The following is a 21,281-nucleotide window of genomic DNA, read 5'->3' on the forward strand; positions in this document are numbered from 1 at the left end:
ATGGGTTGAGTCATGGCGCGCATCCTCAAAGATCCCGGTTTCGTCCACCTCCATGTCCACTCGTCCTTCTCGCTGCTCGAAGGGGCGCTGAAGGTCGGCGACATCGTCAAGGCGGCCGCCGCCGACCGGCAGCCGGCGCTGGCACTCACCGACACCAACAACCTGTTCGGGGCGCTGGAATTTTCCGAGAAGGCCGCCGGAACGGGCATCCAGCCCATCGCCGGAATGCAACTCTCGGTGGTTTTCGAGGCGCCGGATCCGATGGCGCGGCTGTCGCAGATCACCACCTCCAACGTCGTCGTACTGGCGCAGAGCGAGGCCGGCTACGGCAACCTCCTGCGTCTGGCGAGCCGTGCCTATTTCGACGGCCCCCTGGGCGATGCGCCCCGTCTCACCGTAGAGGCACTGGCGGAGAACGCGGAAGGCCTCATCGCCCTGACGGGTGGCACCACCGGCCCCCTCGATACGGCCCTGCGCGGCGGACGTGTCGAGCTCGCCGCCGCCCGTCTCGCCCAGCTGAAACAGGCTTTCGGCGGGGACCGGCTCTACGTGGAGATCCTGCGCCACGGGCTCGATGACGAGCGCATGGTGGAGCGCGAGCTGATCCGGCTCGCCGATTCCAACGGCCTCTCGATCGTGGCCACCAACGAACCGTTCTTCGCCAAGCCTGACGATTACGACGCCCACGACGCGCTGCTCGCCATCGCCGAGGGGCGCCTCGTCTCGGACGAGCGCCGCCGCAAGCTCACTCCGCGCCACGGCTTCAAGACCCGCGCCGAAATGGCCAAGCTCTTCCACGACCTGCCGGATGCCCTGTCCGCCACCGTGGAAATCGCCATGCGCTGCACCTATCGGGTGCGCACCCGCAAGCCGATCCTGCCGAATTTCGGCGTCGTTGCCGCTATCGACGCGCTGCCCGTGGAGGCGGTCTCGCCGGATGTCGCCGAGGAGATCGCCCTCGACGAGCCGTCCGAACTGCGCCGCCAGGCCGAGGCCGGACTCGAACTGCGTCTGGCCCAGCACGGCCCATGCGAGGGCATGACCGAACAGGTCTATCGCGATCGTCTCGCCTTCGAGCTCGACGTCATCGTGAAGATGAAGTTCCCCGGCTACTTCCTCATCGTGTCGGACTTCATCAAATGGGCCAAGGACCACGACATCCCGGTGGGGCCGGGCCGTGGTTCGGGTGCCGGCTCCCTCGTCGCCTACGCGCTCCTGATCACCGATCTCGATCCGCTGCGCTTCGGTCTGCTGTTCGAGCGCTTCCTCAACCCCGAGCGCGTCTCGATGCCGGATTTCGACATCGATTTCTGCGTCGATGGCCGTGAGCGTGTGATCCAGTACGTGCAGGAACGCTACGGCCACGAGCAGGTCGCGCAGATCATCACCTTCGGTACGCTGCAGGCGCGCGGTGTGCTGCGCGACGTCGGCCGCGTCCTCGAAATGCCCTACGGGCAGGTCGACAAGCTGACGAAGCTGGTGCCGCAGAACCCGGCCAACCCCGTCACCCTGGTCCAGGCCATCGAGGGCGAGCCCAAGCTTCAGGCGGCGATGGAGGAGGAGCCCGTCGTCGCCCGGCTGATGCAGATCGCCAAGAAGCTCGAGGGCCTGCACCGCCACGCCTCGACCCACGCGGCGGGCGTGGTCATCGGCGACCGGCCGCTGGAACAGCTCGTGCCGCTCTACCGCGACCCGAAGACCGGGATGCGGGTGACCCAGTTCAATATGAAATGGGTGGAGGCGGCGGGCCTCGTGAAGTTCGACTTCCTCGGCCTCAAGACCCTGACCATGCTGCGCTGCTGCACCGACCTCCTGGCGCAGCGCGGCATCATCGTCGATCTCGCCTCGCTGCCTCTCGACGACGCGGCGACCTATACGCCGATGAAGCGCGGCGAGACGGTGGGCGTGTTCCAGGTGGAATCCGCCGGCATGCGCAAGGCGCTGGTCGAGATGCAGGCCGACCGGTTCGAGGACATCATCGCCCTCGTGGCGCTCTACCGGCCCGGCCCCATGGCCAACATCCCGGTCTATTGCGAGCGCAAGCTCGGCCGCGATGCCGGCAACGAGGCGAGCTGGTACCCGCACGAGAAGCTGGAGCCGATCCTCAAGGAGACCTTCGGCATCATCGTCTACCAGGAGCAGGTGATGGAGGTGGCCAAGCTTCTGGCCGGCTACTCGCTCGGCGACGCCGACATGCTCCGCCGCGCCATGGGCAAGAAGATCAAGGCCGAGATGGACGCCCAGCGCGACCGTTTCGTGAAGGGCTCGGTGGAGCGCGGCCTCACCGAGGCCAAGGCCAACGAGATCTTTGACCTGCTGGCGAAATTCGCCGATTACGGCTTCAACAAATCGCACGCCGCCGCCTACGCGCTGCTGACCTACCAGACGGCCTATCTCAAGGCGAACTACCCGGTGGAGTTCCTGGCCGCCGCGATGCAGCTCGACATCGACGTCACCGACAAGCTCGCCGAGTTCCGCCAGGACGCCCAGCGTCTCGGCATCCCGGTGGACCCGCCCTCGATCAACACCTCGGGGGTCAATTTCGAGGTCCATGACGGACGCATCGGCTACGCGCTCGCCGCCATCAAGGGCGTGGGCCGGGCCGCCGTCGAGGCCGTGGTGGAGGCACGCGGCGACACGCCGTTCAAGGACCTCGCCTGCCTGGCGCGCCGGCTCAACCCGCGCCTCATCAACAAGCGCACCCTGGAGAATCTCGTGGCGGCCGGCGCCATGGATTGCATCGAGGTCGACCGCGCGCGGGCCTGCGCCGCCGTCGAGCCGATGATGAAGCTGGCGCAAGGGGCGGCGGAGGCGGCCAATACGGGCATCGTCGACATGTTCGGCGGCATCGCTTCGGCCGACGTGACCCTGCGCGTACCCACCTATGAGCCCTGGCCCATGGCCGAGAAGCTGAAGAAGGAATACGAGGCCATCGGCTTTTTCCTCTCGGGCCATCCGCTCGACGAATATGCCGGCCTGCTGGAGAAGCTGCGCGTCCAGAGTTGGGCCGAGTTCTGCCGCTCGGTCCGCGCCGGCACGTCGAGCGTCGGCAAGGTCGCCGCGTCCGTCCTCGACCGGTCGGAGCGCCGCACCAAATCCGGCAACAAGCTCGGCATCGTCACGCTCTCGGACCAAACCGGGCATTTCGAGGCGATCATCTTCCAGGAAGGCCTCGGCCAGTACCGCGAGATCCTGGAGCCCGGCCGCCCGCTTGTGCTCCAGATCCAGGCCAATCTCGAAGGCGAGGATGTGCGCGCGCGCATCGTCACCGCCGAGCCTCTCGACGAGGCGGTGGCACGCCACCAGAAGGGCATGCGCGTCTATCTCCGCGACGAGCGCCCCATCGTCAGCGTGCAGCAGCGCCTGCAGGTGCGCGGCGAGGGCGAGGTCTCACTGATCCTCCTCCTCGACGGCGGCGACCGGGAGGTCGAGGTCAAGCTCCCCGGCCGCTACCAGGCGACGCCGCAGATCGCCGGTGCCCTGCGGGCAGTGCCCGGTGTGGTGCAGGTCGAAGTGAACTGACGGGGTCAGCCTCCCGAGGGGAGGGGCCCGTCGAACGTCTCGCGCGCCGTCTCCACCGCCGCGAGGTTCTGCTCGGCCCAGATCCACACGCCGCAGAAGGCGGCGCCGAGGCTCTGGCCGAGTTCCGTCAGCCGGTACTCGACTTTGGGCGGCACCACCGGATGCACGGTGCGGATCACCAATCCGTCCCGCTCCATATGGCGGAGGGTCTGAGTCAGCATCTTCTGGCTGATCGTGCCGATCGAGCGGCTGAGTTCGGTGAAACGAAGCTCGCCCCTTTCCTCCAGGATTTCGAGGACCAGCATCGTCCATTTGTCGGCGACGCGGCCGATCAGGTCGTGAACCAGCGCCTCGACGCGCGGATCCGCATCGGCGGGTGGGTGCGGGGCCGGCATTTCACGCTCTCCTTTTGGTAAGTACAAATCTTTTTGGTGCCTTCTACCCATCGGAGAGTAGGCGCGGCATCTGTTTGGGACAACCAGGAGGGATGTCCCATGAAGACGAGCGGCAACACCATTCTCATCACCGGCGGCGCATCGGGGATCGGCCGCGAACTGGCGGAGCGTTTCCAGGCCCAGGGCAACACGGTGATCATCGCCGGCCGCCGCCGCGATCGGCTCGATGCGGTCACGGAGGCCAATCCCGGCATGGTCGGCTATGTGCTCGATGTCGAGGACAAGGCCGGGATAGACGCTTTCGCCGCGACGGTGATCGCCGCCCATCCCGACCTGAACGTCGTGATCAACAATGCCGGGATCATGCTGTTCGAGGATCTCACCCGGTCCCGCGATCTGGCGGATGCCGAGGCGATGGTGACCACCAACCTGCTGGGGCCGATCCGGCTCACCAACGCGCTGATCGACCATCTCTCCGCTCAGCCGGACGCGGCGGTCATCAACGTCTCGTCGGGCCTCGCCTTCGTGCCGCTGGTCTCGACCCCGACCTATTCGGCGACGAAGGCGGCGATCCATTCCTACACGGTCAGCCTGCGGGACGCCCTTAAGGGCAGGGTCGAGGTCATCGAGCTCGTGCCGCCCGCCGTGCAGACGGAACTCACGCCCGGCCAGTCGACGCGGGAGGGATACATGCCCCTCGGCGACTTCATGGACGAGGTGATGACGCTCTTCGCGACGCAGCCGACTCCGCCGGAAATCCTGGTGCAACGCGTGGGATTCCTGCGCTTCGCGGAAAGCGAGAAGCGGTTCGACCAGGCCTTGGCTACCCTGAACGACTTCGCCAACAAGGCGCGCGCGGACCAGCACTGACGCTCCGCAGCGGCCATGCGAGCCGGTTTGCCGCTCGGAAAGACGCGGCGGGAAACATCCGCCGCGTAACCGCGTCTTAATAATACCTTCAGCATGGTCGAGATCAGGCTGGACCCGGTGCTTGCCCAACAAGACCCGGCATGACGCAAGCTGGCGTCGCGGTTCGGTGGCACGCTTCGATGACGAGAACTCTCTTGCGCCTGTCGGTCTTCGTCATCCTCGCGATCCTGGTCTTCGTGACGCTGTCGCCGATCGGGCTCCGGCCGGTCGTCGCCTCGGCGAATGTCGAGCGGATGAGCGCCTACGCCCTGTTCGGCTTCCTCTTGATCCTGGCCTATCCCAAGCGCTGGTATCTCGGGCTCATGACTGGAATGGCGGTGGCCGGCCTCCTCGAATTCGGCCAGGAATTGTCGTCGACCCGCCATGCGCGGTTGAGCGATTTCCTCGTGAAGGCAGTCGCCGCCGCGTTCGGCAGCGTCGTCGCTTATCTCGTCCTGGCCGCCTATGCCCGGTTCGAGCGGCCCTCGGCCTCCCGCTGACACAGGTGCCTGACGTGGATGTCTGCAACGATCCCGGTTTCCATACGCTCCTGACCGGGAGTTTCCGCCGTGCCGTCGGCCGGTCGCTGGTGCCCGAGTCTGGGGGCGACGCGGCCTGGCTCCATGCCGAGGCCCCCTTCGCGGTCCTGGCCCATGATGGGGCAGAGGACCCGCGATTCATCTATGCGAACCTGACCGCTCTGCGCATCTTCGGCTACGAGAAGGACGAGCTTATCGGGCTGCCCTCTCGCTTCTCTGCCGAGGCCCCGGAGCGGGCCGAGCGTCAGCGCTTGCTCGATGCCGTCACCCGTGACGGGTTCGTCGCCAATTATGCCGGCATCCGCATCCGCAAGGACGGAACCCGCTTCCCGATCCGCGACGCCATCGTCTGGCAACTCGTGGATGAGGCCGGTCTGCTGCACGGACAGGCCGCGACCTTTTCTGTCTGAGAGGGTTCCCTCGGTTCGACAGGTATCGACGAGCGGAGACCGTGACGTTTTTCTTCCCTTCCACGACCTCGTCCTGAGGCGCTGCGATAACCGCCTCGAAGGAGGGCTCCAGAACCCGCTACGCGAGCTGGAGGGCTCCTTCGAGGCCTTCGCTGCGCTTCGGCACTTCAGGATGAGGTGGTGGGCGGGACCGTGATCGCATCGCTATCCTCGCCGAGGGTCATGAGGGCGGCATTGCCGCCTGCCGCCGCGGTGTTGATGCTGACGCTGCGCTCCCGGAGAAGCCATTCCAACGAGTAATCGTCGGCTCCTTTTTCCAGTTCGTCCGGCGACACGGCGAGGACTGGGATGATGGCGCCCGGCAGCGCGGCGGCTCTCCGCGTCGCCGCGAGGGCCGCATCCGCCCCGCCCTCCACCAGGATCGCCGCGCAGCCCACGGCGTCCGGCCCATCGGCCACGTCGATCGTGCCCCGAACCGCACGGGGCAGGAGGTCGAGCGTCGGTCTCAGGCCGGCGGGCTGGACGAGCCGGACCGTGTTGCCGGTGGCGAGGCAGGCCGCGATCTGTGCGAACAGCCCGGTTCCGCTGGTCGGCAGGCACAGGACCGTGCCGCGCGGATGCAGGCTGTAGCGGTTGCTCTCGCCCACCGGGCCGGGCAGGCCGATGTCGAGCCCGAGGAGGCTCCGTTCGGCATAGGCGTCGCAGCGCGCCGCTTCCCTCTCCCTGCCCGCCGCCGACAGGGCGTCGCGCAGGGACGCCAGCGCCTCGGGCATCGCGGCGCGCCGCCGGACGAGGCCGGTCTTCGCTGGCGCCGAAGCCAGGAGGCGGTGGAGATAGAGCGGTCCGCCGGCCTTCGGTCCCGTCCCCGACAGGCCTTCGCCGCCGAAGGGCTGAAGGCCGACGACGGCCCCGATGAGGTTGCGGTTGACGTAGATGTTGCCCGCATGGACCCGGTCCACGAGGCGCGAGACGGTAGCGTCGATCCGGCTATGGACGCCGAAGGTCAGGCCGTAGCCGGTCCCGGCGATGGCATCGACGATCCGGCCGAGATCGTCGCGCCTGATGCGCAGGACGTGGAGGACGGGGCCGAAGACCTCGCCGGACAGGTCGTCGAGACTGTCGATGGCGATCAGGGTCGGGGAAACGAAATGGCCGGCCGCGCAGGAGGGCGGCAGCGCGACCCGATGCACGGCGTGGCCGCGCTCCCGCATCCGCGCCACATGTTCTTCGATCGCCTCCCGCGCAGCCTCGCTGATGACCGGCCCGATATCGGTGGCGAGCCGGTCGGGATTGCCGATCGTCAGTTCGGCCATGGCGCCTTCGAGCATGGCGAGGATGCGGTCGGCGACCTCCTCCTGGAGGCAGAGTACACGGAGCGCCGAGCAGCGCTGTCCGGCGGAATTGAAGGCCGACATCACCACATCGGCGACGACCTGCTCCGGCAGGGCGGAGGAATCGACCACCATGGCGTTCTGGCCACCGGTCTCGGCCACGAACGGAATCGGCCGTCCATCCGGTCCGAGCCGCCTGGCGAGTTCGGCCTGGATCGCCTTGGCGACACCGGTCGAGCCGGTGAAGAGCACGCCGTGGACCCGAGGATCGGCCACGAGGCGAGCGCCGATCGCACCGTCTCCAGGCAGGAGACCGAGCACGCCGTCAGGAATTCCCGCCTCGATCAGGATCTCCACGGCGAGCCCGGCCACCAGGGGCGTTTCCTCGGCCGGCTTTGCAAGGACGGCATTGCCGGCGGCGAGTGCCGCCGCGACCTGCCCGATGAAGATGGCGAGGGGGAAGTTCCAGGGGCTGATACAGGCGACGACGCCAAGGGGCGGATGAGTCGCGGGATCGAATCCCGCTGCCTGCGCCCCGTAATAGCGCAGGAAATCCACCGCCTCGCGGATCTCGCCGACGGCATCGGCGAGGGTCTTGCCGGCTTCCCGGATCAGCAACCCCAGGAACGCGTCGCGTCGCGCCTCGATCCGGTCCACCGCCGCGTTCAGGATACCCGCCCGCCGCGATGGCGCCGTCGTCGCCCAGGCGCCGGAGGCTGATGTCGCACGCGCGATGGCGGCGTCGACGATCTCCGCCTCTGCCTCGATCACATGGCCGACGATGTCGTTCCGGTCGGCGGGGTTGAGTACGGCGCGTTTCGTGCCGTCATACCCATCCGTCGGAACGGGCCGACACAGGCGGGGTGTCCCCGCACCCGCCCGCAGGCCCGCACCGAGGGACGCGAGCACGTCCTCGTCGGTCAGGTCGAGGCCGCGCGCATTCAAGCGGCTCGGGCCGAAGAGATCGCGCGGCAGGGCGATCCCCGGATGGCCCGATCCCGGCGGTACGACCCGGCGGGCCAGCTCCAGCGGGTTGGCGACGAGGTCGCCGGCCGACACGGCGGGATCGGCGATCCGATTGACGAAGGAGGAGTTTGCTCCGTTCTCCAGCAGGCGCCGGACGAGATAGGCGAGCAGCGTGTCGTGCGAGCCCACCGGCGCATAGATCCGGCACGGCCGGTCGAGGATCGCGCCGCCGACCACCTCCTCGTAGAGCGCCCCGCCCATGCCGTGCAGGCACTGGAACTCGTAGTCGCCGGGCTGGAAATCGTCCCCCGCCATGGCGACGATGTCGGCGAGCGTGCGGGCATTGTGGGTCGCGAATTGCGGGAATACCGCGTCTCCGGCCGCCAGAAGCCGGCGCGCGCAGGCGAGGTACGACACGTCGGTATGGAGCTTCCGGGTGAAGACCGGGAAACCGTCGAGCCCATCGACCTGGGCGCGCTTGATCTCCGAATCCCAGTATGCGCCCTTGACGAGGCGGACCATGAGGCGGTGCCCGCTCCGCCGCGCGAGATCGATGACGACGTCCAGCACGGGGAGCGCGCGCTTCTGATAGGCCTGTACGACGAAGCCGAGCCCGTCCCAGCCGGCAAGACGCTCGTCCGACGCCAGGGCTTCGAGGAGATCGAGGGAGAGATCGAGCCGGTCGGCCTCCTCGGCATCGATGTTGAACCCGATATCGTGGCGGCTGGCCGCGAGGGCGAGGTCCGTCAGCCTCGGCAGCAACTCGTCCATCACCCGCTCGCGCTGGGCACGGGCATAGCGCGGGTGCAGCGCTGAGAGCTTGACCGAGATGCCCGGCCCATCGAGAGGACCGCGCCCGGCCGAGGCCACACCGATCGCCGCGATGGCGCCGGCATAATCCGCTAGATAGCGGGCGGCATCCGCTGCATTCACTGCCGCCTCGCCGAGCATGTCATAGGAATAGCGGAAGCCTTTCTCCTCCTTCGGCCGGCTGTTGCGGAGCGCTTCGGCGATGCTGCGGCCGGTGACGAACTGGCCGCCGAGCATCCGCATCGCCAGATCGACACCCATGCGGATGGCCGGCTGGCCCGCCCGACGCAGGACGCCCGTCAGCGCCGCCGTCAGGCCGGCCTCGTCCTCGATGCTGACCACCCGCCCCGTCAGCGCGAGGCTCCACGCGGCTGCACCGGCGAACAGCGAGGTGGGATGGCCGAGATGCGACCGCCAATCGCCATGTCCGATCTTGTCGCGGATGAGGGCGTCGCGGCTCGCCGTATCCGGAATGCGCAGAAGTGCTTCGGCGAGGCACATCAGGGCGACGCCCTCGGCGCTCGACAGGCTGAACTCGCGCATCAGCTGCTCGACGGGCCCGCGCGCGCCTTTCTCGCGCAAGGCCGCGACGAGGCGCCCCGCCAGATGCGTCGCCGCGGCATCCTCCGACGGACTTTGATGCACTTCCGCCATCAAGGAGGCGACGCATTGGGATTCGGAACGGCGATGGGCGGCGCGGACCCTGGCCCGGAGCGCTCCGAGCGGCGCGGCGGGACCCTCGAATTCAGAGAAAGCCAGCCTGCGATCGGGCGGCAGCGGCGTCGGAGGTGGGCATTTGCTCATGGTGTGAGGCTCATGGGTCGAAGCCTTCCCGCTGCTGCCCCCCGGGCGATCACCGATATCCGGCATCTCCTCGAAGGAAGATGCACCGGAATTCGCCCGTACACACCTGTGCGGAGCGACCTTGCCGATGCAGACCAACGAGGCCGCACCTGCGTAGTTTCCGGGCGGGTCGCCGGCCCTCTCTTCCACCTCGAAATCAGCGATGCGGGAAGGAGGGACCCGTTACCGCGTGGCGACGCGCAGCTCCGCTTGCTGTCGATATGCGGCCTCCAGGCGCTCGGCCACGAGATGCTGCAAGCGCCAGAGATGGTCGTCGAGAATGCCGGCATCCGCGCAGGCCTGTGCCGTGCGGAACAGATATTCCGCACTCGGGCCGAGATGCCCTGCGCCGGTGGCGATCCGGTCGGCGATCTCCTCCTCCGCGAGGCGCCCGGTGTAGCGGTCGCTAGAGCGATTGACGACGAAGGTCAGGGCGGTGACCGGGCCGGTCGCGGTTTCGACGACGACCCAGCGTCCCGCATAGCCTCCGCCGCGCATCTCCCGGCGCCAGACCGGCATCAGGGTCTCGACCGGATCCGATCCCCTCAGGCGAAACACGATTCCGCGGCAGATGCCGCCCCGGTCGAGCGCAAGGACGAGGCCCGGCCGTTCGCGGCTCCCGCGAAACCGCCGCTGCAGCAGGCAAAAGCGCCGGTGATAGCCTCTCATCGTGCCGACGCGCCGCTCGGCCACGGTGAATTCCGGCTGCCAGATCAGGGAACCGTAGCCGAACACCCAGAGCCCTTCGCCCTGTGTCGGTCCCTGTTCGAGCATCCGGTCGAGGCCTGGAGCGAGGTCGAGATCGCTGAGGAGGTGCAGGGCGCTCGCATCGTCGGCGACGGGGGTCGGATGGGCGAGGGCGATGAGGTCGAGGGTGAGCGAAAGGGGGCGATGCCGCATGGCCCGTATCGGAGCATCACCGGCCGGTCGGAGCAAGCCGCCACCTTGATCGTATGCGTTCAGGGCGGGACGCTGCTAACCGGTACGATCAATGCGGATCGACCCCAATGTTTTCGTATTCCCAGGACGATAGCAATGCCGACGGTGAAGCTTAGCAGCGTCGACACAAGGCTGAGTGGAATGACGACGAAAAGAGCGAATATCAGATAAAGAACCAGTGCCGCAGTCATAGCGCGCAACAGGATGCTGAAAGCCCAGAGAGTGTGTAGCCAGCGGCTGCGATGTGTCGGACGCCAGGTGCCCACGAATGCCAGGACTGCCGTGAGGCATCCAAGGCCCATCACTGAGCCATGGAGATACGGATGCTCCATGATGAATGCAGACTCGCGAACCACGATCTCGCTGGGCGACGCCATGCGTGCCGCGAATCCCCAACTCTCGTTCCCCGATTCCATGCTCCACATGAAGTCGTCGCCTTCGACGCTCGCGCTCGGCAATGTCGTGTCTGCCGACCTGAACGAAGACGGATCAATCGTCAGAACCCCTGCTGTATCGTGGACGTAGCCTCGGCAGGATCTTGGTATGCCGTCGCAAATCAGGGAGATCAGGGAGTACTTGCCGCTGCGCGCTAACGGTCGCCCCCGGCCATCGAGAACGAGAAGACGAACAGAATCAGAAAAGAGGATTCCATCTCCGTGAAGGAGCCTGATTTCACCCTGCTCGCCATCGGGCAGCGTCAATCGCTCCGTCTGCGTCATGTAAGGGGTATGTGCCACGGCGACGATGTTTCCCGCCGTTAGCGAGGGGACGGAGAGTAACAGCAGGATTAGAAACCGGAGGCCGTGCTTTTCTTTCATTTCTAGATCGTTCTTTCAGGTATTTTCTCGCGTGTTACTGCATCGGCCATTGCCGGAGAACATACATCCTTATCTGTTCCCCAGCGCCTCCAGCTCCTTGAACGGCTCCGTCCGGTGGCCCTCGCAGACCTCCTCGACATCATCGAGGATGCTGAGCTTGCCGGCCTCCTCCCGAATGACGACCTTGGCCTTCTCGCCCTTGAGGAAGCGACGGCCCATCATCCGGGCGGACACGCAATAAAGGGTACGGCCGTCATCCTGGAACGGTCCCGCGATGCGGCTATGCTCGAAACGGACCGGGATGACCGAGATCGAACCGAAGTCGCTTTGGCGCAGGGCCAGGGCGGCCACCCGCTCGCGCATGGTGAAGCTGGCAATGGCAGCGGGAGCCGGTTCACGCCGCCCGCATCCAGCGAGCGTGAGGGCGAGGACTGCCATCGCCGCGACGGCGACCATGGATCGCGGCAGCAACGGGCCGTTTCCGGCGATGCCATGTCGGGAGAGTACCATGCGAGGGAGCACCTAACGGCGGAACCCGAAGCGTAGCGTTTGACACGCTGTGCGGGAATATATGGATCACCACAATCCAGCGCGTTTCTCGATGCCGCCGGCCCGTTTCCAACGCATCCGCCACGCCTTAATGAGAGGGCCATGCAATGGACCGATGACGGCGTGGTGTTGGGGCTGCGCAAGCAGGGCGAGACGGGCGTAATTCTCGAAGTCATGACCGCGTGCCACGGCCGCCATCTCGGCCTCGTCCATGGGGGGCGTTCGCGGCGGATGCAGCCGGTGCTCCAGACCGGCAACCACGTTCGCCTCACCTGGCGCGCGCGTCTTGACGAGAGCCTCGGCGCCTTCGCGGTGGAACCTTTGGAATCCTCGGCGGCGCGGCTCATGGGCTCGGGGCTCGCCCTCTACGGAGTGACCCATATGGCGGCGCTCCTGCGTCTGCTGCCCGAGCGCGATTCCCATTCCGCTCTCTACGAGGCGGCCCGCGTGCTCATCGCCCATCTCGACGACCGGGTGATCGCGCCCTTCCTGATGGTACGGTTCGAACTCGCGATCCTGGCCGAACTCGGCTTCGGCCTCGATCTCACCGCCTGCGCGGCCACGGGCGGCAACGATGCGCTGATCTACGTCTCGCCGAGGACCGGGCGGGCTGTCAGCGCCTCGGCCGGGGAGCCCTTCCGTGACAGGTTGCTGGCGCTGCCGGGCTTCCTTCTCGAGCGGGAGAAGGGCCGGGGCGGCTCCATCTCGCCGGACGAGAGGGATGTAGCCAATGGATTTACCTTGACGGGGTATTTCCTCGACCAGCACATCTGGGGACCCCGCGCCATCGCCCCTCCGGCGGAGCGGGCGCGATTCGTTGCGTTGGGGACGCAGAGCGATTAAGTTCCGTTCTCGTTATGTTCTGATATGGGCCATGTCCGGCCCGGGAGTTCGTCATGGGCCAGCCCTTCGATCCACCGTCGGGATCCGACGGTATCGAGAGCGTCGAACTGAAGTCGGCGCTCGAAGAGCGCTATTTCGCCTATGCGCTTTCCACCATCATGAACCGCGCGTTGCCCGATGCCCGCGACGGGCTCAAGCCGGTGCATCGGCGCATCCTCTACGGCATGCGGCTCCTGCGCTTGGACCCCAACACGGCGTTCAAGAAATGCGCGAAGATCGTCGGCGACGTGATGGGCGATTTCCATCCCCACGGCGACCAGGCGATCTACGATGCGCTGGTGCGCCTCTCACAGGATTTCGCGCAGCGCTATCCGCTGGTGGATGGCCAGGGCAATTTCGGCAATATCGACGGCGATGGCCCCGCCGCCTATCGCTACACCGAGGCGCGGCTGACGGAGGTGGCGCGCCTGCTCCTCGACGGGATCGACGAGGACACGGTCGATTTCCGGCCGTCCTACAATGGCGAGAAGGACGAGCCCATCGTCCTGCCGGCGGCCTTTCCGAACCTGCTCGCCAACGGCTCCCAGGGCATCGCGGTGGGCATGGCCACCTCGATCCCGCCGCACAACGCGGCCGAACTCTGCGACGCGGCCCTCTATCTCATCGGCCATCGCGAGGCGACCTCGGCCCAGCTCCTCACCTTCGTGAAAGGGCCCGATTTTCCCACCGGCGGCATTCTGATCGACAGTGCCGAGTCGATCGCCGAGGCCTACCGTACCGGGCGCGGCGGTTTTCGCGTGCGGGCGCGTTGGGCGAAGGAGGATACCGGGCGCGGCACCTGGAACATCGTCGTCACCGAGATCCCCTACGGCATTCCCAAGGCCCGGCTCATCGAGAAGCTGGCCGAGTTGCTGCAGGAGAAGAAGCTGCCACTGCTGGCCGACGTGCGCGACGAATCGGCGGAAGACGTCCGTGTCGTGCTGGAGCCACGCTCACGCAGCGTCGATCCGGTGATCCTCATGGAATCCGTGTTTCGGCTCACCGAACTCGAAGCCCGCATCCCCCTCAACATGAACGTCCTGGTGGGTGGTCTCGTCCCGCGCGTGATCGGGCTGGCCGAGGCCCTGCGCGAATGGCTCGACCATCGCCGCGTCGTCCTCCAACGCCGCTCGCGCCACCGCCTCGGGCAGATCGAACGCCGCCTCGAAATCCTCGGCGGTCTCCTCATCGTCTATCTCGATCTCGACGAGGTGATCCGCATCATCCGTGAGGAGGACGAGCCGAAACCGTCCCTGATGAAGCGGTTCGAACTCACCGAACTCCAGGCCAACGCCATCCTCGACACGCGCCTGCGCTCGTTGCGCAAGCTGGAGGAGATGGAGCTCAAGCGCGAACTCGATACGCTGACCAAGGAGAAGGACGGGATCGAGGAACTGCTCGGCTCCGAAAAGATGCAATGGTCGGACATCACCAAGCAGATACGGGCGGTGAAGAAGACCTTCGGGCCCGAGACCAAGATCGGAGCCCGTCGCACCACCCTGGAGAACCCGCCCGACACCGCCGGGATCGATTTCACCTCCGCCATGGTGGAGCGCGAGCCGATCACCGTCATCGTCTCGGCCAAGGGCTGGATCCGCGCCCTCAAGGGGCATGTCGCCGATCTGTCGGGCGTCGCCTTCAAGGGCGACGACGCGCTCAAGATCTCGTTCCTCAGCGAGACCACGGCCAAGATCCTGGTTCTGGCCTCCAACGGCAAGGTGTTCACCCTGGAAGCGGCGAAGCTTCCGGGCGGACGCGGCTTCGGTGACCCGATCCGCTTGATGGTGGATTTCGACGACGGCGCCGAGATCGTCGCCGCCCTGCCATACCAGCCAAGCGGCAAGCTCCTGATCGCGGGCTCGGATGGGCGCGGTTTCCTGGCCCCCGCCGACGCGCTGGTGGCCAATACCCGCAAGGGCAAGGGCATCATGGGGCTCGACGAGCCGGCCCAGGCCATGCTGCTCGTGCCTGCCAGCAGTGGCGATCATGTCGCCGTCTGCAGCGCCGACCGGCTATTGCTGGTCTTCCCGTTGTCGGAATTGCCGGAACTGTCGCGCGGCAAGGGGGTACGCCTGCAGCGTTGCCGCCAGAGCACGCTCACCGACGCCCTTGTCTTCACCCTGGCCGAGGGCCTGCCCTGGCGCGACAGCGCCGGTCAGGAGCGGCTCGCCAACGCGGCGCTGCTGGAGAAGTGGATGGGCCACCGGGCCGAGGCCGGCACTCTGATGACCCGCAGCTTCCCGAAATTCGAGCGGTTCGGAAAGTAGATGCTGAACACACCATCGCGGCTTGATCCGCGCTGGTGCTGCGACGATGTTTATCGGGTAGTCGCGTGATGAAGGAGTAATCGGATGGCCGACGCCGTAAGCCCGCTGACGCCCGATCTCGAAGAGCAGCTCGGCCGCATTCGGCGAGCGCGCGAAGAGAGTGAGAAATTCGTCGCCGAGCAGAAGAAACTCACGGCCGAAGCATTGAAGCTGGATCGCGACCGCATGCTCGCGCCCTGGCAGATCGCGTTGTCCGGCATGGCTGCCGGAGCCGCGTTCTTTGGCGCTGGCGCTGCCTTCGTGAAGATCCTCGGTCCCTAGCGGACAGACAAGATATCCGACAGCGCTCTTGCTCAGCGGCGGCGGAACTGGCCGCGGATCGGCGGGCGCGGACCGGAGGAGCGCTCGTCCTTGTGACGGAACACGAGGCGGCCCTTCTCGAGATCGTAGGGCGACATCTCGACGGTGACACGGTCGCCGGCCAGAGTCTTGATGCGGTTCTTCTTCATCTTGCCGGCCGTGTAGGCCACGATCTCGTGGCCCTGGTCGAGCTGCACGCGGTAGCGTGCGTCCGGCAGGATCTCGATCACGAGACCGTCGAACTGCATCAACTCTTCTTTCGCCATCCACACTCTCCAGCCGGAACGCCAGAACGGGGCATTCCGGGACACCAAAAACATAGCCGTTCGGCAAAACGCTGCGGGCGGCGGGTCCGATCCCATCGGATGCGCAACACCGGCGAGCGTCGGCGAGACATAATGTTCGCGCGTTCCGTAAGCAAGCTTTTACCGCCGTGAACGGTATCCCGTCGACAGAAAAGCACATCCTGTCCTGAGACCGGGAAATCTTCGTCGGTGCTTCAACTGCCCGGTCATCCTCTCGGCTCGTCCCAATCCGAGGCGACAGCTGCCTCATCGGGTTGGCGGCAAGGCGCCACTTTTCGCCCGGATCAGGGCGTCACGACATTGCCGGCGTAGTCGATACGGCCGTCGGGGGTCTTCTTCCAGATCTGCAGCAGGTAGCCGGGCGCTTTGGTCTGGCCTTTATCGTCGAATGCGACTTCGCCAAGGGCGGTCTTCAGCGGCGCACCGCCATGGAGGAACGCCGCGACTTTGCGGCCCTCATTGGATTTGGCTTGCTCGACAGCCTGTCTGAGGATCTCGACGGCCGCATAGCCCTGCGCCGCGATTATGTCGGCTTCCGGACTCCTCGGCTTGGCCGCCGCTCCCCTGGCATCCGGCAGCTTTCGCGGTTCGGGGGCAAGGGTCATCACGGTCCCCTCGGCGCCGGGACCGGCCCAGGCGGCGAACTCCTTGTCGAGCAGCCCGTCGCTGCCGACGAGGGGAATGGCGAGGCCCGCTTCCCGCAGGGAACGGATCAGCAGCCCCGCTTCCGGCGCAAGGCCACCGAAATAAACGACCTCGATCCGGGCGCGCTTCAGGCGGGCGACGAGGGCGGAGAGATCCTTGTCGCCGCGGCCGAGGCTTTCGAAGGTAGTCTCCGCCTGTCCATTCGTTTTGAGACTGCGAGCGACGTCGTCGACGAGACCCCGACCGAACGTGCTCCTGTCATGGACGAGGCCGATACGCCGCCCTCTGAAACGCTCGAGAAGATAGCCCGCCGCGATCGGCCCCTGCTCCGCATCGCTGCCACCGAGGCGGAAGACGTTCCAGGCTCCACGCGTGGTCAAGGCGGGCCAGGCGATGCCGACCGTCACGGCGACGATCCCCGCTTCCTCGTAGACCGGCAGCGCCGATGCGGCCACGGCGGCATTCAGCGGCCCGATAACGAGGGGCACGCGATCGGCGGCGAATTTCCGCGCGACGGCCAGCCCCTGCTTGCCGTCGCCGGCATCGTCGGCAACGACGAGAGCAAGCTTCCGGCCCGAGGCTCCCGTCGCGCGGTTGAGATCCGCCACCGCTTGTTCGGCCCCGGCCCGGAGGCCCTGCCCGAAGGCGGCGTCAGGCCCGGTCAGGGGAAGCGAGAGCCCGATCCGGATCGGCGCCTGCGCGGCGTTCTGCGCCACGGCGCCGGACGGTGAGAGGGCAAGCACAGCGAGTGCGGCCGAGGGGAGAAAGGGTCTCATGGAACGGGGCCCGGAGGATTGGCGAGTAGAGGGCCCGATCTTCATAGCGCGCGCCAGCGGATTTGGCGCGGCCTGAAGCGCGCGTGCGCCCCGGCGACGAGACGCCTCCGCCGTGCTCGTCCGCACGTTTCGGAGATGGGACGTCGAGCAGGCATGGCATGGGCTTCGCCTCCGCATTGTGCCATCCGCGCCGGAGCTTATCTCCCCGAGGCGGCGTTGCGTGAGTGCCGTCATGCTCGAAGACGCGCAGCGCGCGGAGTGTCCCATGCTCTCCACCGAAACCGATATCCTCAACGCGGCCGAGTCGTGGCGCCGTAGCGGGCGCGGCGTGGCGCTTGCCACCGTCGTCGAGACCTGGGGCTCCGCGCCTCGCCCGGTCGGCAGCCACCTCGTCGTCGACGAGGGCGGAAACTTCCTCGGCTCGGTCTCTGGCGGCTGCGTCGAGGGGGCCGTCATCACCGAGGCACTGGACGCCATCTCCGATGGACGGCCACGGGTGATCGAGTTCGGCGTTGCCGACGAGACCGCCTGGCGGGTGGGATTGTCCTGCGGCGGGCGCATCCGCGTCTTCGTCGAACGCATCGACTGAAGCGGCGCCATGCAACTCGATTCTCTTCGTGCCCTCAATGTCGAGCGCGCCGCGCGCCGCGCCGCGCTGCTCATCACCGACCTCGATGACGGCAGCCAGCGTGTGGTCCGCGAGGCCGAGATCCCGGCCGATCCCCTCGCTGATATCCTGGCGCGGCGCCTCGCCTCGGGAAAGAGCGGCCTCGTCGAGGTGGAGGGGCGGCAGCTCTTCCTCACCGTCCAGGCTCCCAAGGTCCGGCTCGTCCTCATCGGGGCGGTGCATATCAGTCAGGCTTTGTGCCCGATGGCGGCGGCGATCGACCTTTCGGTGAGCGTCATCGACCCGCGAACGGCCTTCGCCACGCCCGAGCGCTTTCCGGAGGTTTCCCTCGTGCCGCTCTGGCCGGACGAAGCCCTCGCAGGCTCCGTTCCGCCCCTCGACCGCTATTGTGCCGTTGCCGCCCTGACCCACGATCCGAAGATCGACGATCCCGCGCTGATCGCGGCCCTGAAGGCCGAGTGCTTCTATGTGGGCGCCCTCGGCTCGCGGAAGACCCATGCCGCGCGGGTCGAGCGCTTGTCGCAGGCCGGGTTCTCGTCGGAACAGATCGGGCGGATCGAGGCGCCGATCGGCCTCGATATCGGTGCCGTGAGCCCGGCCGAGATCGCTGTCTCGATCCTGGCGCAGGTCGTCTCCACCCTGCGCGGCGCCGATCCGCGCGCTACCAAACCCGGAGTTCCCGCGTGAAGTTCGGTTCGGTCGCGATCTCGCGAGCCGCGGGGCTCATCGCGGCCCATACTCTGCGGGCCGACGATGTGATCGTCCGCAAGGGGCGGCCGATCGGGAGTGAGGATGCGCGCCGTCTCGGTGAGGCCGGCCTCGACAGTGTGGTGGCGGTGACCCTGGAGGCGGGCGATGTCGGCGAGGACGAGGCCGCCGCCCGCCTCGCCGGCCGGGTCGCGGGGGCTGGCCTTTCGGCAAGTCCCGCTTTCACGGGACGCTGCAATCTCCACGCGGAGGTGCCGGGCCTTCTGATGATCGACCGCGCCGTCATCGACGCCGTGAACGGGGTGGACGAGGCGATCACGCTAGCGACCCTGTCGCCTTTCCGGCCTGTCATCCCCGGCGAGATGGTGGCGACCGTCAAGATCATCCCCTACGCCGTCTCGGCTTCCGCCCTTGAGCGCGCGTGTGGGATCGCGACGCCCGAGGCACTGACGGTCATCCCCTATCGCCGTCGCCGGGTCGGCGTCGTCTCGACCCTGTTGCCGGGGCTGAAGGAGACCACCATCGCCAAGACCCTGCGCAACCTCGAGCGCCGGCTGGCGCCGACCGGGGCCGGGATCGTCACGGATATCCGGGTGTCGCACGAGGCCGGTGCCATGGCCGCCGCCCTTCGCCAGACCATCGCCCGCGACGAGGCCGATCTCGTCGTGGTGTTCGGCGCTTCGGCCATCGCCGACCGGCGCGACGTCATCCCCGCCGGTATCGAGGCGGCGGGCGGTGAGGTGGAGCATTTCGGCATGCCCGTCGATCCCGGCAACCTGCTTCTGGTCGGCCGTATCGGCGACGTCCCGGTCATCGGTGCGCCGGGATGCGCGCGCTCGCCCGCAGAGAACGGGTTCGACTGGATTCTCCACCGCCTTCTCGCCGGCCTCGTCGTCAGCCGGGCCGATATCGTCGGGCTCGGTGTCGGAGGCCTGCTCATGGAGATCGTGTCCCGTCCGCAGCCTAGATCAGGCGAGGAAAGCGCGCTGGACGAGGGCATGACGGACGATGCCTGATCGGATCGGCATCCTCCTCCTCGCCGCCGGGCGGGGGACGCGTTTCGGCGGAGCGTCGAAGATGCTCGGCACCCTCGACGGCAAGCCACTCGTGCGCCACGCGGCTGAGTCAGCAGTCGCGGCGAAACTCGGGCCCGTGGCGGTCGTAATTGGCGCGCATGGCGCAGCGGTTCGGCAGGCACTCGGCGGCCTCGACCTGCGGCTCATCGACAACCCGGCCTATGCGGACGGGCTGTCGACCTCCCTGCGGTGCGGGCTCGACGCCCTGCCGCAGCCCGCCGGGATCATCGTGATGCTAGGGGACATGCCGCGTGTCCGGCCGTCCCACCTCGCCACCCTGGCCGCCGCTTTCCTGGCTGCCGATCCGGTGCCCGCCGCCATTGTCCCGGTCCATCTCGGCGTGCGCGGAAACCCGGTTCTGTTGAATCGCGCGCTCCTCGCGCCCGACCTGGCCTCGCTCGCCGGTGACCAGGGTGCCGGCCGTCTCCTCGCGGCGCGGACGGACGTCGTCGAATGGGAAATGGATGCCGCCGTTACCTTCGACATCGATACGCAGGCGGCCCTGATCGCTGCCGCCGGTGCTTGATCAGGAGGCCTTGCCCGACCGCTTCGCCTCGTTCCGGCACCGGTCGGAACAGTAGCGGACCTCGTCCCAGACACGTTCCCATTTCTTGCGCCAGGCGAAGGGCTTGCCGCAGGCGGCGCAGACCTTGGTGGGCAGATCCGCCTTCTTGCGCATGCGCGACATAGGAATTTCGTCCTATCGCCCGAGTTGCCCGACATCCGCGACGGCGACCGGGCTCCAGCGGGTGATCTGGATGAAGCCGTCGCGCGCGGCGATCACCACGTGGCGGCGGTAGCGGTGGACGATCGTTCCCGGCGCATGGCGGTGCGGCTCGCGCCAGCCCTCCGCCGCCGCTACGAAGATGGAGTTGTCGCCCAGCCGCGCAATGGTCTCGATGGTGCCGAAGGCCCGCATCCGCCGCAGGATCGCCTCGACATCGGTGCGGAAATCGAGGGTCCTGTCCGCATCGGTGGCACGGGCCCAGTAGGAGCCTTCGCCCTGGGGCTGGGCCGCCTGCCAGCGCGCCGGCAGGTCACGCGCGATCGGTCCCGAGGCGAGCCGCCGGGCGGCGATCTGGCATCGGGCCAACAGGGTCTCGTGGGTCTCCTGCGGCGCCATCGCGAAGGTCTCCTGCGCGAGGATGTCGCCGGTATCGAACCCCTCCTCGGCCAGCACATGCGCCGTCACGCCCCAACTGTCGCGTGCATCGGTGATCGCTTTGAACAGGGGATAGGGGCCGCGCCCCACCGGCAGGGGCGAGGGATGGAAGTTCAGGGCGTAGGCGGCCCGGTTGCGCCAGCCCTTGATAAGCCAGGGGTAACCGGCCACCACCAAGGCCCAGTCCGTCCCGTGGGTCTGCGTCAGGGCATCGAGATCCGCGAGCTTGATCCGGGAAAGCTGCATCGGGATGCGATGTCGGCGGCTCTGGGCCACGACCGCCTCGTTGTGATCGTAGAGCCCGTCGCAGGGCCGGGTGAACAGCTTGATCGGAGTCCATCCGGCTTCCACCAGCGCTTCGAAAACGCCTCCGAGGAAATCGATGCCGGCGAAGGCAAACTTCATGAACATCCCCGGGGCGTGGTGGCGAGACGTGCGACT

20 protein-coding genes are annotated in these 21,281 nt (G+C 67.3%); 11 read left to right on the forward strand and 9 right to left on the reverse strand.

Translation table 11 applies throughout. The annotated features are described in order from the left end of the window. Window positions 1-12: 12 nt before the first annotated feature. The gene (gene dnaE, locus ACYQML_RS08515; protein WP_461235293.1) at window positions 13-3,522 is read left to right on the forward strand and encodes a DNA polymerase III subunit alpha; all 3,510 of its coding nucleotides are present in this window, start codon (window positions 13-15) and stop codon (window positions 3,520-3,522) included. A 5-nt stretch (window positions 3,523-3,527) separates the two neighbouring features. On the opposite strand, the gene ACYQML_RS08520 is transcribed toward dnaE, so the two are convergent. After that, window positions 3,528-3,917 (reverse strand): winged helix-turn-helix transcriptional regulator, encoded by a 390-nt coding sequence (locus ACYQML_RS08520; RefSeq protein ID WP_461229262.1) that lies wholly within the window; start codon window positions 3,915-3,917, stop codon window positions 3,528-3,530. Between the two features lie 99 nt (window positions 3,918-4,016). Between ACYQML_RS08520 and ACYQML_RS08525 the strand changes: the two genes are divergently transcribed. From ACYQML_RS08525 to ACYQML_RS08535, 3 genes are all read left to right on the forward strand, one after another. Further along, window positions 4,017-4,787 (forward strand): SDR family oxidoreductase, encoded by a 771-nt coding sequence (locus ACYQML_RS08525; RefSeq protein ID WP_461235294.1) that lies wholly within the window; start codon window positions 4,017-4,019, stop codon window positions 4,785-4,787. A 179-nt stretch (window positions 4,788-4,966) separates the two neighbouring features. Beyond that, complete coding sequence (locus ACYQML_RS08530) at window positions 4,967-5,326, forward strand: VanZ family protein (RefSeq protein ID WP_056431800.1); 360 nt, start codon at window positions 4,967-4,969, stop codon at window positions 5,324-5,326. A 14-nt stretch (window positions 5,327-5,340) separates the two neighbouring features. Next, window positions 5,341-5,775 carry an MEKHLA domain-containing protein gene (locus ACYQML_RS08535; RefSeq protein ID WP_419951121.1) on the forward strand — a complete coding sequence of 145 codons (435 nt, stop codon included), beginning with the start codon at window positions 5,341-5,343 and terminating at the stop codon, window positions 5,773-5,775. Between the two features lie 167 nt (window positions 5,776-5,942). On the opposite strand, the gene putA is transcribed toward ACYQML_RS08535, so the two are convergent. The 4 genes from putA to ACYQML_RS08555 all read right to left on the reverse strand — a co-directional run bounded on the left by putA (window position 5,943) and on the right by ACYQML_RS08555 (window position 11,938). Then, window positions 5,943-9,686: a bifunctional proline dehydrogenase/L-glutamate gamma-semialdehyde dehydrogenase PutA gene (gene putA / locus ACYQML_RS08540; protein ID WP_461235295.1), complete on the reverse strand. Its 3,744-nt coding sequence runs from the start codon at window positions 9,684-9,686 to the stop codon at window positions 5,943-5,945. A 222-nt stretch (window positions 9,687-9,908) separates the two neighbouring features. Continuing rightward, window positions 9,909-10,625: a gamma-glutamylcyclotransferase gene (locus ACYQML_RS08545; RefSeq protein WP_461235296.1), complete on the reverse strand. Its 717-nt coding sequence runs from the start codon at window positions 10,623-10,625 to the stop codon at window positions 9,909-9,911. A gap of 59 nt (window positions 10,626-10,684) precedes the next feature. Next, complete coding sequence (locus tag ACYQML_RS08550) at window positions 10,685-11,482, reverse strand: hypothetical protein (protein WP_461235297.1); 798 nt, start codon at window positions 11,480-11,482, stop codon at window positions 10,685-10,687. Window positions 11,483-11,551: 69 nt separating this feature from the next. Continuing rightward, entirely contained in the window at window positions 11,552-11,938 is a 387-nt protein-coding gene (locus ACYQML_RS08555) for a hypothetical protein (protein WP_461235696.1), read from the reverse strand. 195 nt (window positions 11,939-12,133) lie between these two features. Here ACYQML_RS08555 and recO point away from each other — a divergent pair, with 195 nt between their 5' ends. The 3 genes from recO to ACYQML_RS08570 all read left to right on the forward strand — a co-directional run bounded on the left by recO (window position 12,134) and on the right by ACYQML_RS08570 (window position 15,501). Beyond that, window positions 12,134-12,874 (forward strand): DNA repair protein RecO, encoded by a 741-nt coding sequence (recO, locus tag ACYQML_RS08560; protein ID WP_461235298.1) that lies wholly within the window; start codon window positions 12,134-12,136, stop codon window positions 12,872-12,874. A gap of 53 nt (window positions 12,875-12,927) precedes the next feature. Further along, window positions 12,928-15,180, forward strand: a complete 2,253-nt coding sequence (parC, locus tag ACYQML_RS08565) for a DNA topoisomerase IV subunit A (RefSeq protein ID WP_461235299.1) — start codon at window positions 12,928-12,930, stop codon at window positions 15,178-15,180. 84 nt (window positions 15,181-15,264) lie between these two features. Continuing rightward, entirely contained in the window at window positions 15,265-15,501 is a 237-nt protein-coding gene (locus tag ACYQML_RS08570; RefSeq protein WP_056254458.1) for a hypothetical protein, read from the forward strand. A gap of 32 nt (window positions 15,502-15,533) precedes the next feature. Here ACYQML_RS08570 and infA read toward each other — a convergent pair whose 3' ends face one another. Next, a complete protein-coding gene (gene infA, locus ACYQML_RS08575) occupies window positions 15,534-15,806 on the reverse strand; it encodes a translation initiation factor IF-1 (RefSeq protein ID WP_018045296.1) in 273 nt (90 codons plus the stop codon). Between the two features lie 323 nt (window positions 15,807-16,129). Beyond that, a complete protein-coding gene (locus ACYQML_RS08580; RefSeq protein WP_461235300.1) occupies window positions 16,130-17,266 on the reverse strand; it encodes a branched-chain amino acid ABC transporter substrate-binding protein in 1,137 nt (378 codons plus the stop codon). 265 nt (window positions 17,267-17,531) lie between these two features. Here ACYQML_RS08580 and ACYQML_RS08585 point away from each other — a divergent pair, with 265 nt between their 5' ends. The 4 genes from ACYQML_RS08585 to ACYQML_RS08600 are packed head-to-tail and all read left to right on the forward strand — an operon-like array spanning window position 17,532 to window position 20,204. After that, window positions 17,532-17,855: an XdhC family protein gene (locus ACYQML_RS08585; RefSeq protein ID WP_056432390.1), complete on the forward strand. Its 324-nt coding sequence runs from the start codon at window positions 17,532-17,534 to the stop codon at window positions 17,853-17,855. Between the two features lie 9 nt (window positions 17,856-17,864). Further along, window positions 17,865-18,581 carry an XdhC family protein gene (locus tag ACYQML_RS08590; protein WP_461235301.1) on the forward strand — a complete coding sequence of 239 codons (717 nt, stop codon included), beginning with the start codon at window positions 17,865-17,867 and terminating at the stop codon, window positions 18,579-18,581. Continuing rightward, window positions 18,578-19,618, forward strand: coding sequence for a molybdopterin-binding protein (locus ACYQML_RS08595; protein WP_461235302.1), 1,041 nt, complete (start codon window positions 18,578-18,580; stop codon window positions 19,616-19,618). The genes ACYQML_RS08590 and ACYQML_RS08595 overlap by 4 nt, the downstream gene beginning before the upstream one ends. Then, the gene (locus tag ACYQML_RS08600; RefSeq protein ID WP_461235303.1) at window positions 19,611-20,204 is read left to right on the forward strand and encodes a nucleotidyltransferase family protein; all 594 of its coding nucleotides are present in this window, start codon (window positions 19,611-19,613) and stop codon (window positions 20,202-20,204) included. The genes ACYQML_RS08595 and ACYQML_RS08600 overlap by 8 nt, the downstream gene beginning before the upstream one ends. On the opposite strand, the gene ACYQML_RS08605 is transcribed toward ACYQML_RS08600, so the two are convergent. Both ACYQML_RS08605 and ACYQML_RS08610 read right to left on the reverse strand, forming a co-directional pair. Then, window positions 20,205-20,366: a DUF2256 domain-containing protein gene (locus tag ACYQML_RS08605; protein ID WP_200919186.1), complete on the reverse strand. Its 162-nt coding sequence runs from the start codon at window positions 20,364-20,366 to the stop codon at window positions 20,205-20,207. 12 nt (window positions 20,367-20,378) lie between these two features. Next, window positions 20,379-21,245: a formyltransferase family protein gene (locus ACYQML_RS08610; protein ID WP_056431836.1), complete on the reverse strand. Its 867-nt coding sequence runs from the start codon at window positions 21,243-21,245 to the stop codon at window positions 20,379-20,381. Between the last annotated feature and the right edge of the window lie 36 nt (window positions 21,246-21,281).

Source organism: Methylobacterium sp. CM6244, from assembly GCF_054817885.1.

Coding starts and splice junctions, on each gene's coding strand:
- dnaE (WP_461235293.1), top strand. CDS start 13: ATGGCGCGCATCCTCAAAGATCCCGGTTTCGTCCACCTCCATGTCCAC.
- ACYQML_RS08520 (WP_461229262.1), bottom strand. CDS start 3,917: ATGCCGGCCCCGCACCCACCCGCCGATGCGGATCCGCGCGTCGAGGCG.
- ACYQML_RS08525 (WP_461235294.1), top strand. CDS start 4,017: ATGAAGACGAGCGGCAACACCATTCTCATCACCGGCGGCGCATCGGGG.
- ACYQML_RS08530 (WP_056431800.1), top strand. CDS start 4,967: ATGACGAGAACTCTCTTGCGCCTGTCGGTCTTCGTCATCCTCGCGATC.
- putA (WP_461235295.1), bottom strand. CDS start 9,686: ATGAGCAAATGCCCACCTCCGACGCCGCTGCCGCCCGATCGCAGGCTG.
- ACYQML_RS08545 (WP_461235296.1), bottom strand. CDS start 10,625: ATGCGGCATCGCCCCCTTTCGCTCACCCTCGACCTCATCGCCCTCGCC.
- ACYQML_RS08550 (WP_461235297.1), bottom strand. CDS start 11,482: ATGAAAGAAAAGCACGGCCTCCGGTTTCTAATCCTGCTGTTACTCTCC.
- ACYQML_RS08555 (WP_461235696.1), bottom strand. CDS start 11,938: ATGGTCGCCGTCGCGGCGATGGCAGTCCTCGCCCTCACGCTCGCTGGA.
- recO (WP_461235298.1), top strand. CDS start 12,134: ATGCAATGGACCGATGACGGCGTGGTGTTGGGGCTGCGCAAGCAGGGC.
- parC (WP_461235299.1), top strand. CDS start 12,928: ATGGGCCAGCCCTTCGATCCACCGTCGGGATCCGACGGTATCGAGAGC.
- ACYQML_RS08570 (WP_056254458.1), top strand. CDS start 15,265: ATGGCCGACGCCGTAAGCCCGCTGACGCCCGATCTCGAAGAGCAGCTC.
- infA (WP_018045296.1), bottom strand. CDS start 15,806: ATGGCGAAAGAAGAGTTGATGCAGTTCGACGGTCTCGTGATCGAGATC.
- ACYQML_RS08580 (WP_461235300.1), bottom strand. CDS start 17,266: ATGAGACCCTTTCTCCCCTCGGCCGCACTCGCTGTGCTTGCCCTCTCA.
- ACYQML_RS08585 (WP_056432390.1), top strand. CDS start 17,532: ATGCTCTCCACCGAAACCGATATCCTCAACGCGGCCGAGTCGTGGCGC.
- ACYQML_RS08590 (WP_461235301.1), top strand. CDS start 17,865: ATGCAACTCGATTCTCTTCGTGCCCTCAATGTCGAGCGCGCCGCGCGC.
- ACYQML_RS08600 (WP_461235303.1), top strand. CDS start 19,611: ATGCCTGATCGGATCGGCATCCTCCTCCTCGCCGCCGGGCGGGGGACG.
- ACYQML_RS08605 (WP_200919186.1), bottom strand. CDS start 20,366: ATGTCGCGCATGCGCAAGAAGGCGGATCTGCCCACCAAGGTCTGCGCC.
- ACYQML_RS08610 (WP_056431836.1), bottom strand. CDS start 21,245: ATGAAGTTTGCCTTCGCCGGCATCGATTTCCTCGGAGGCGTTTTCGAA.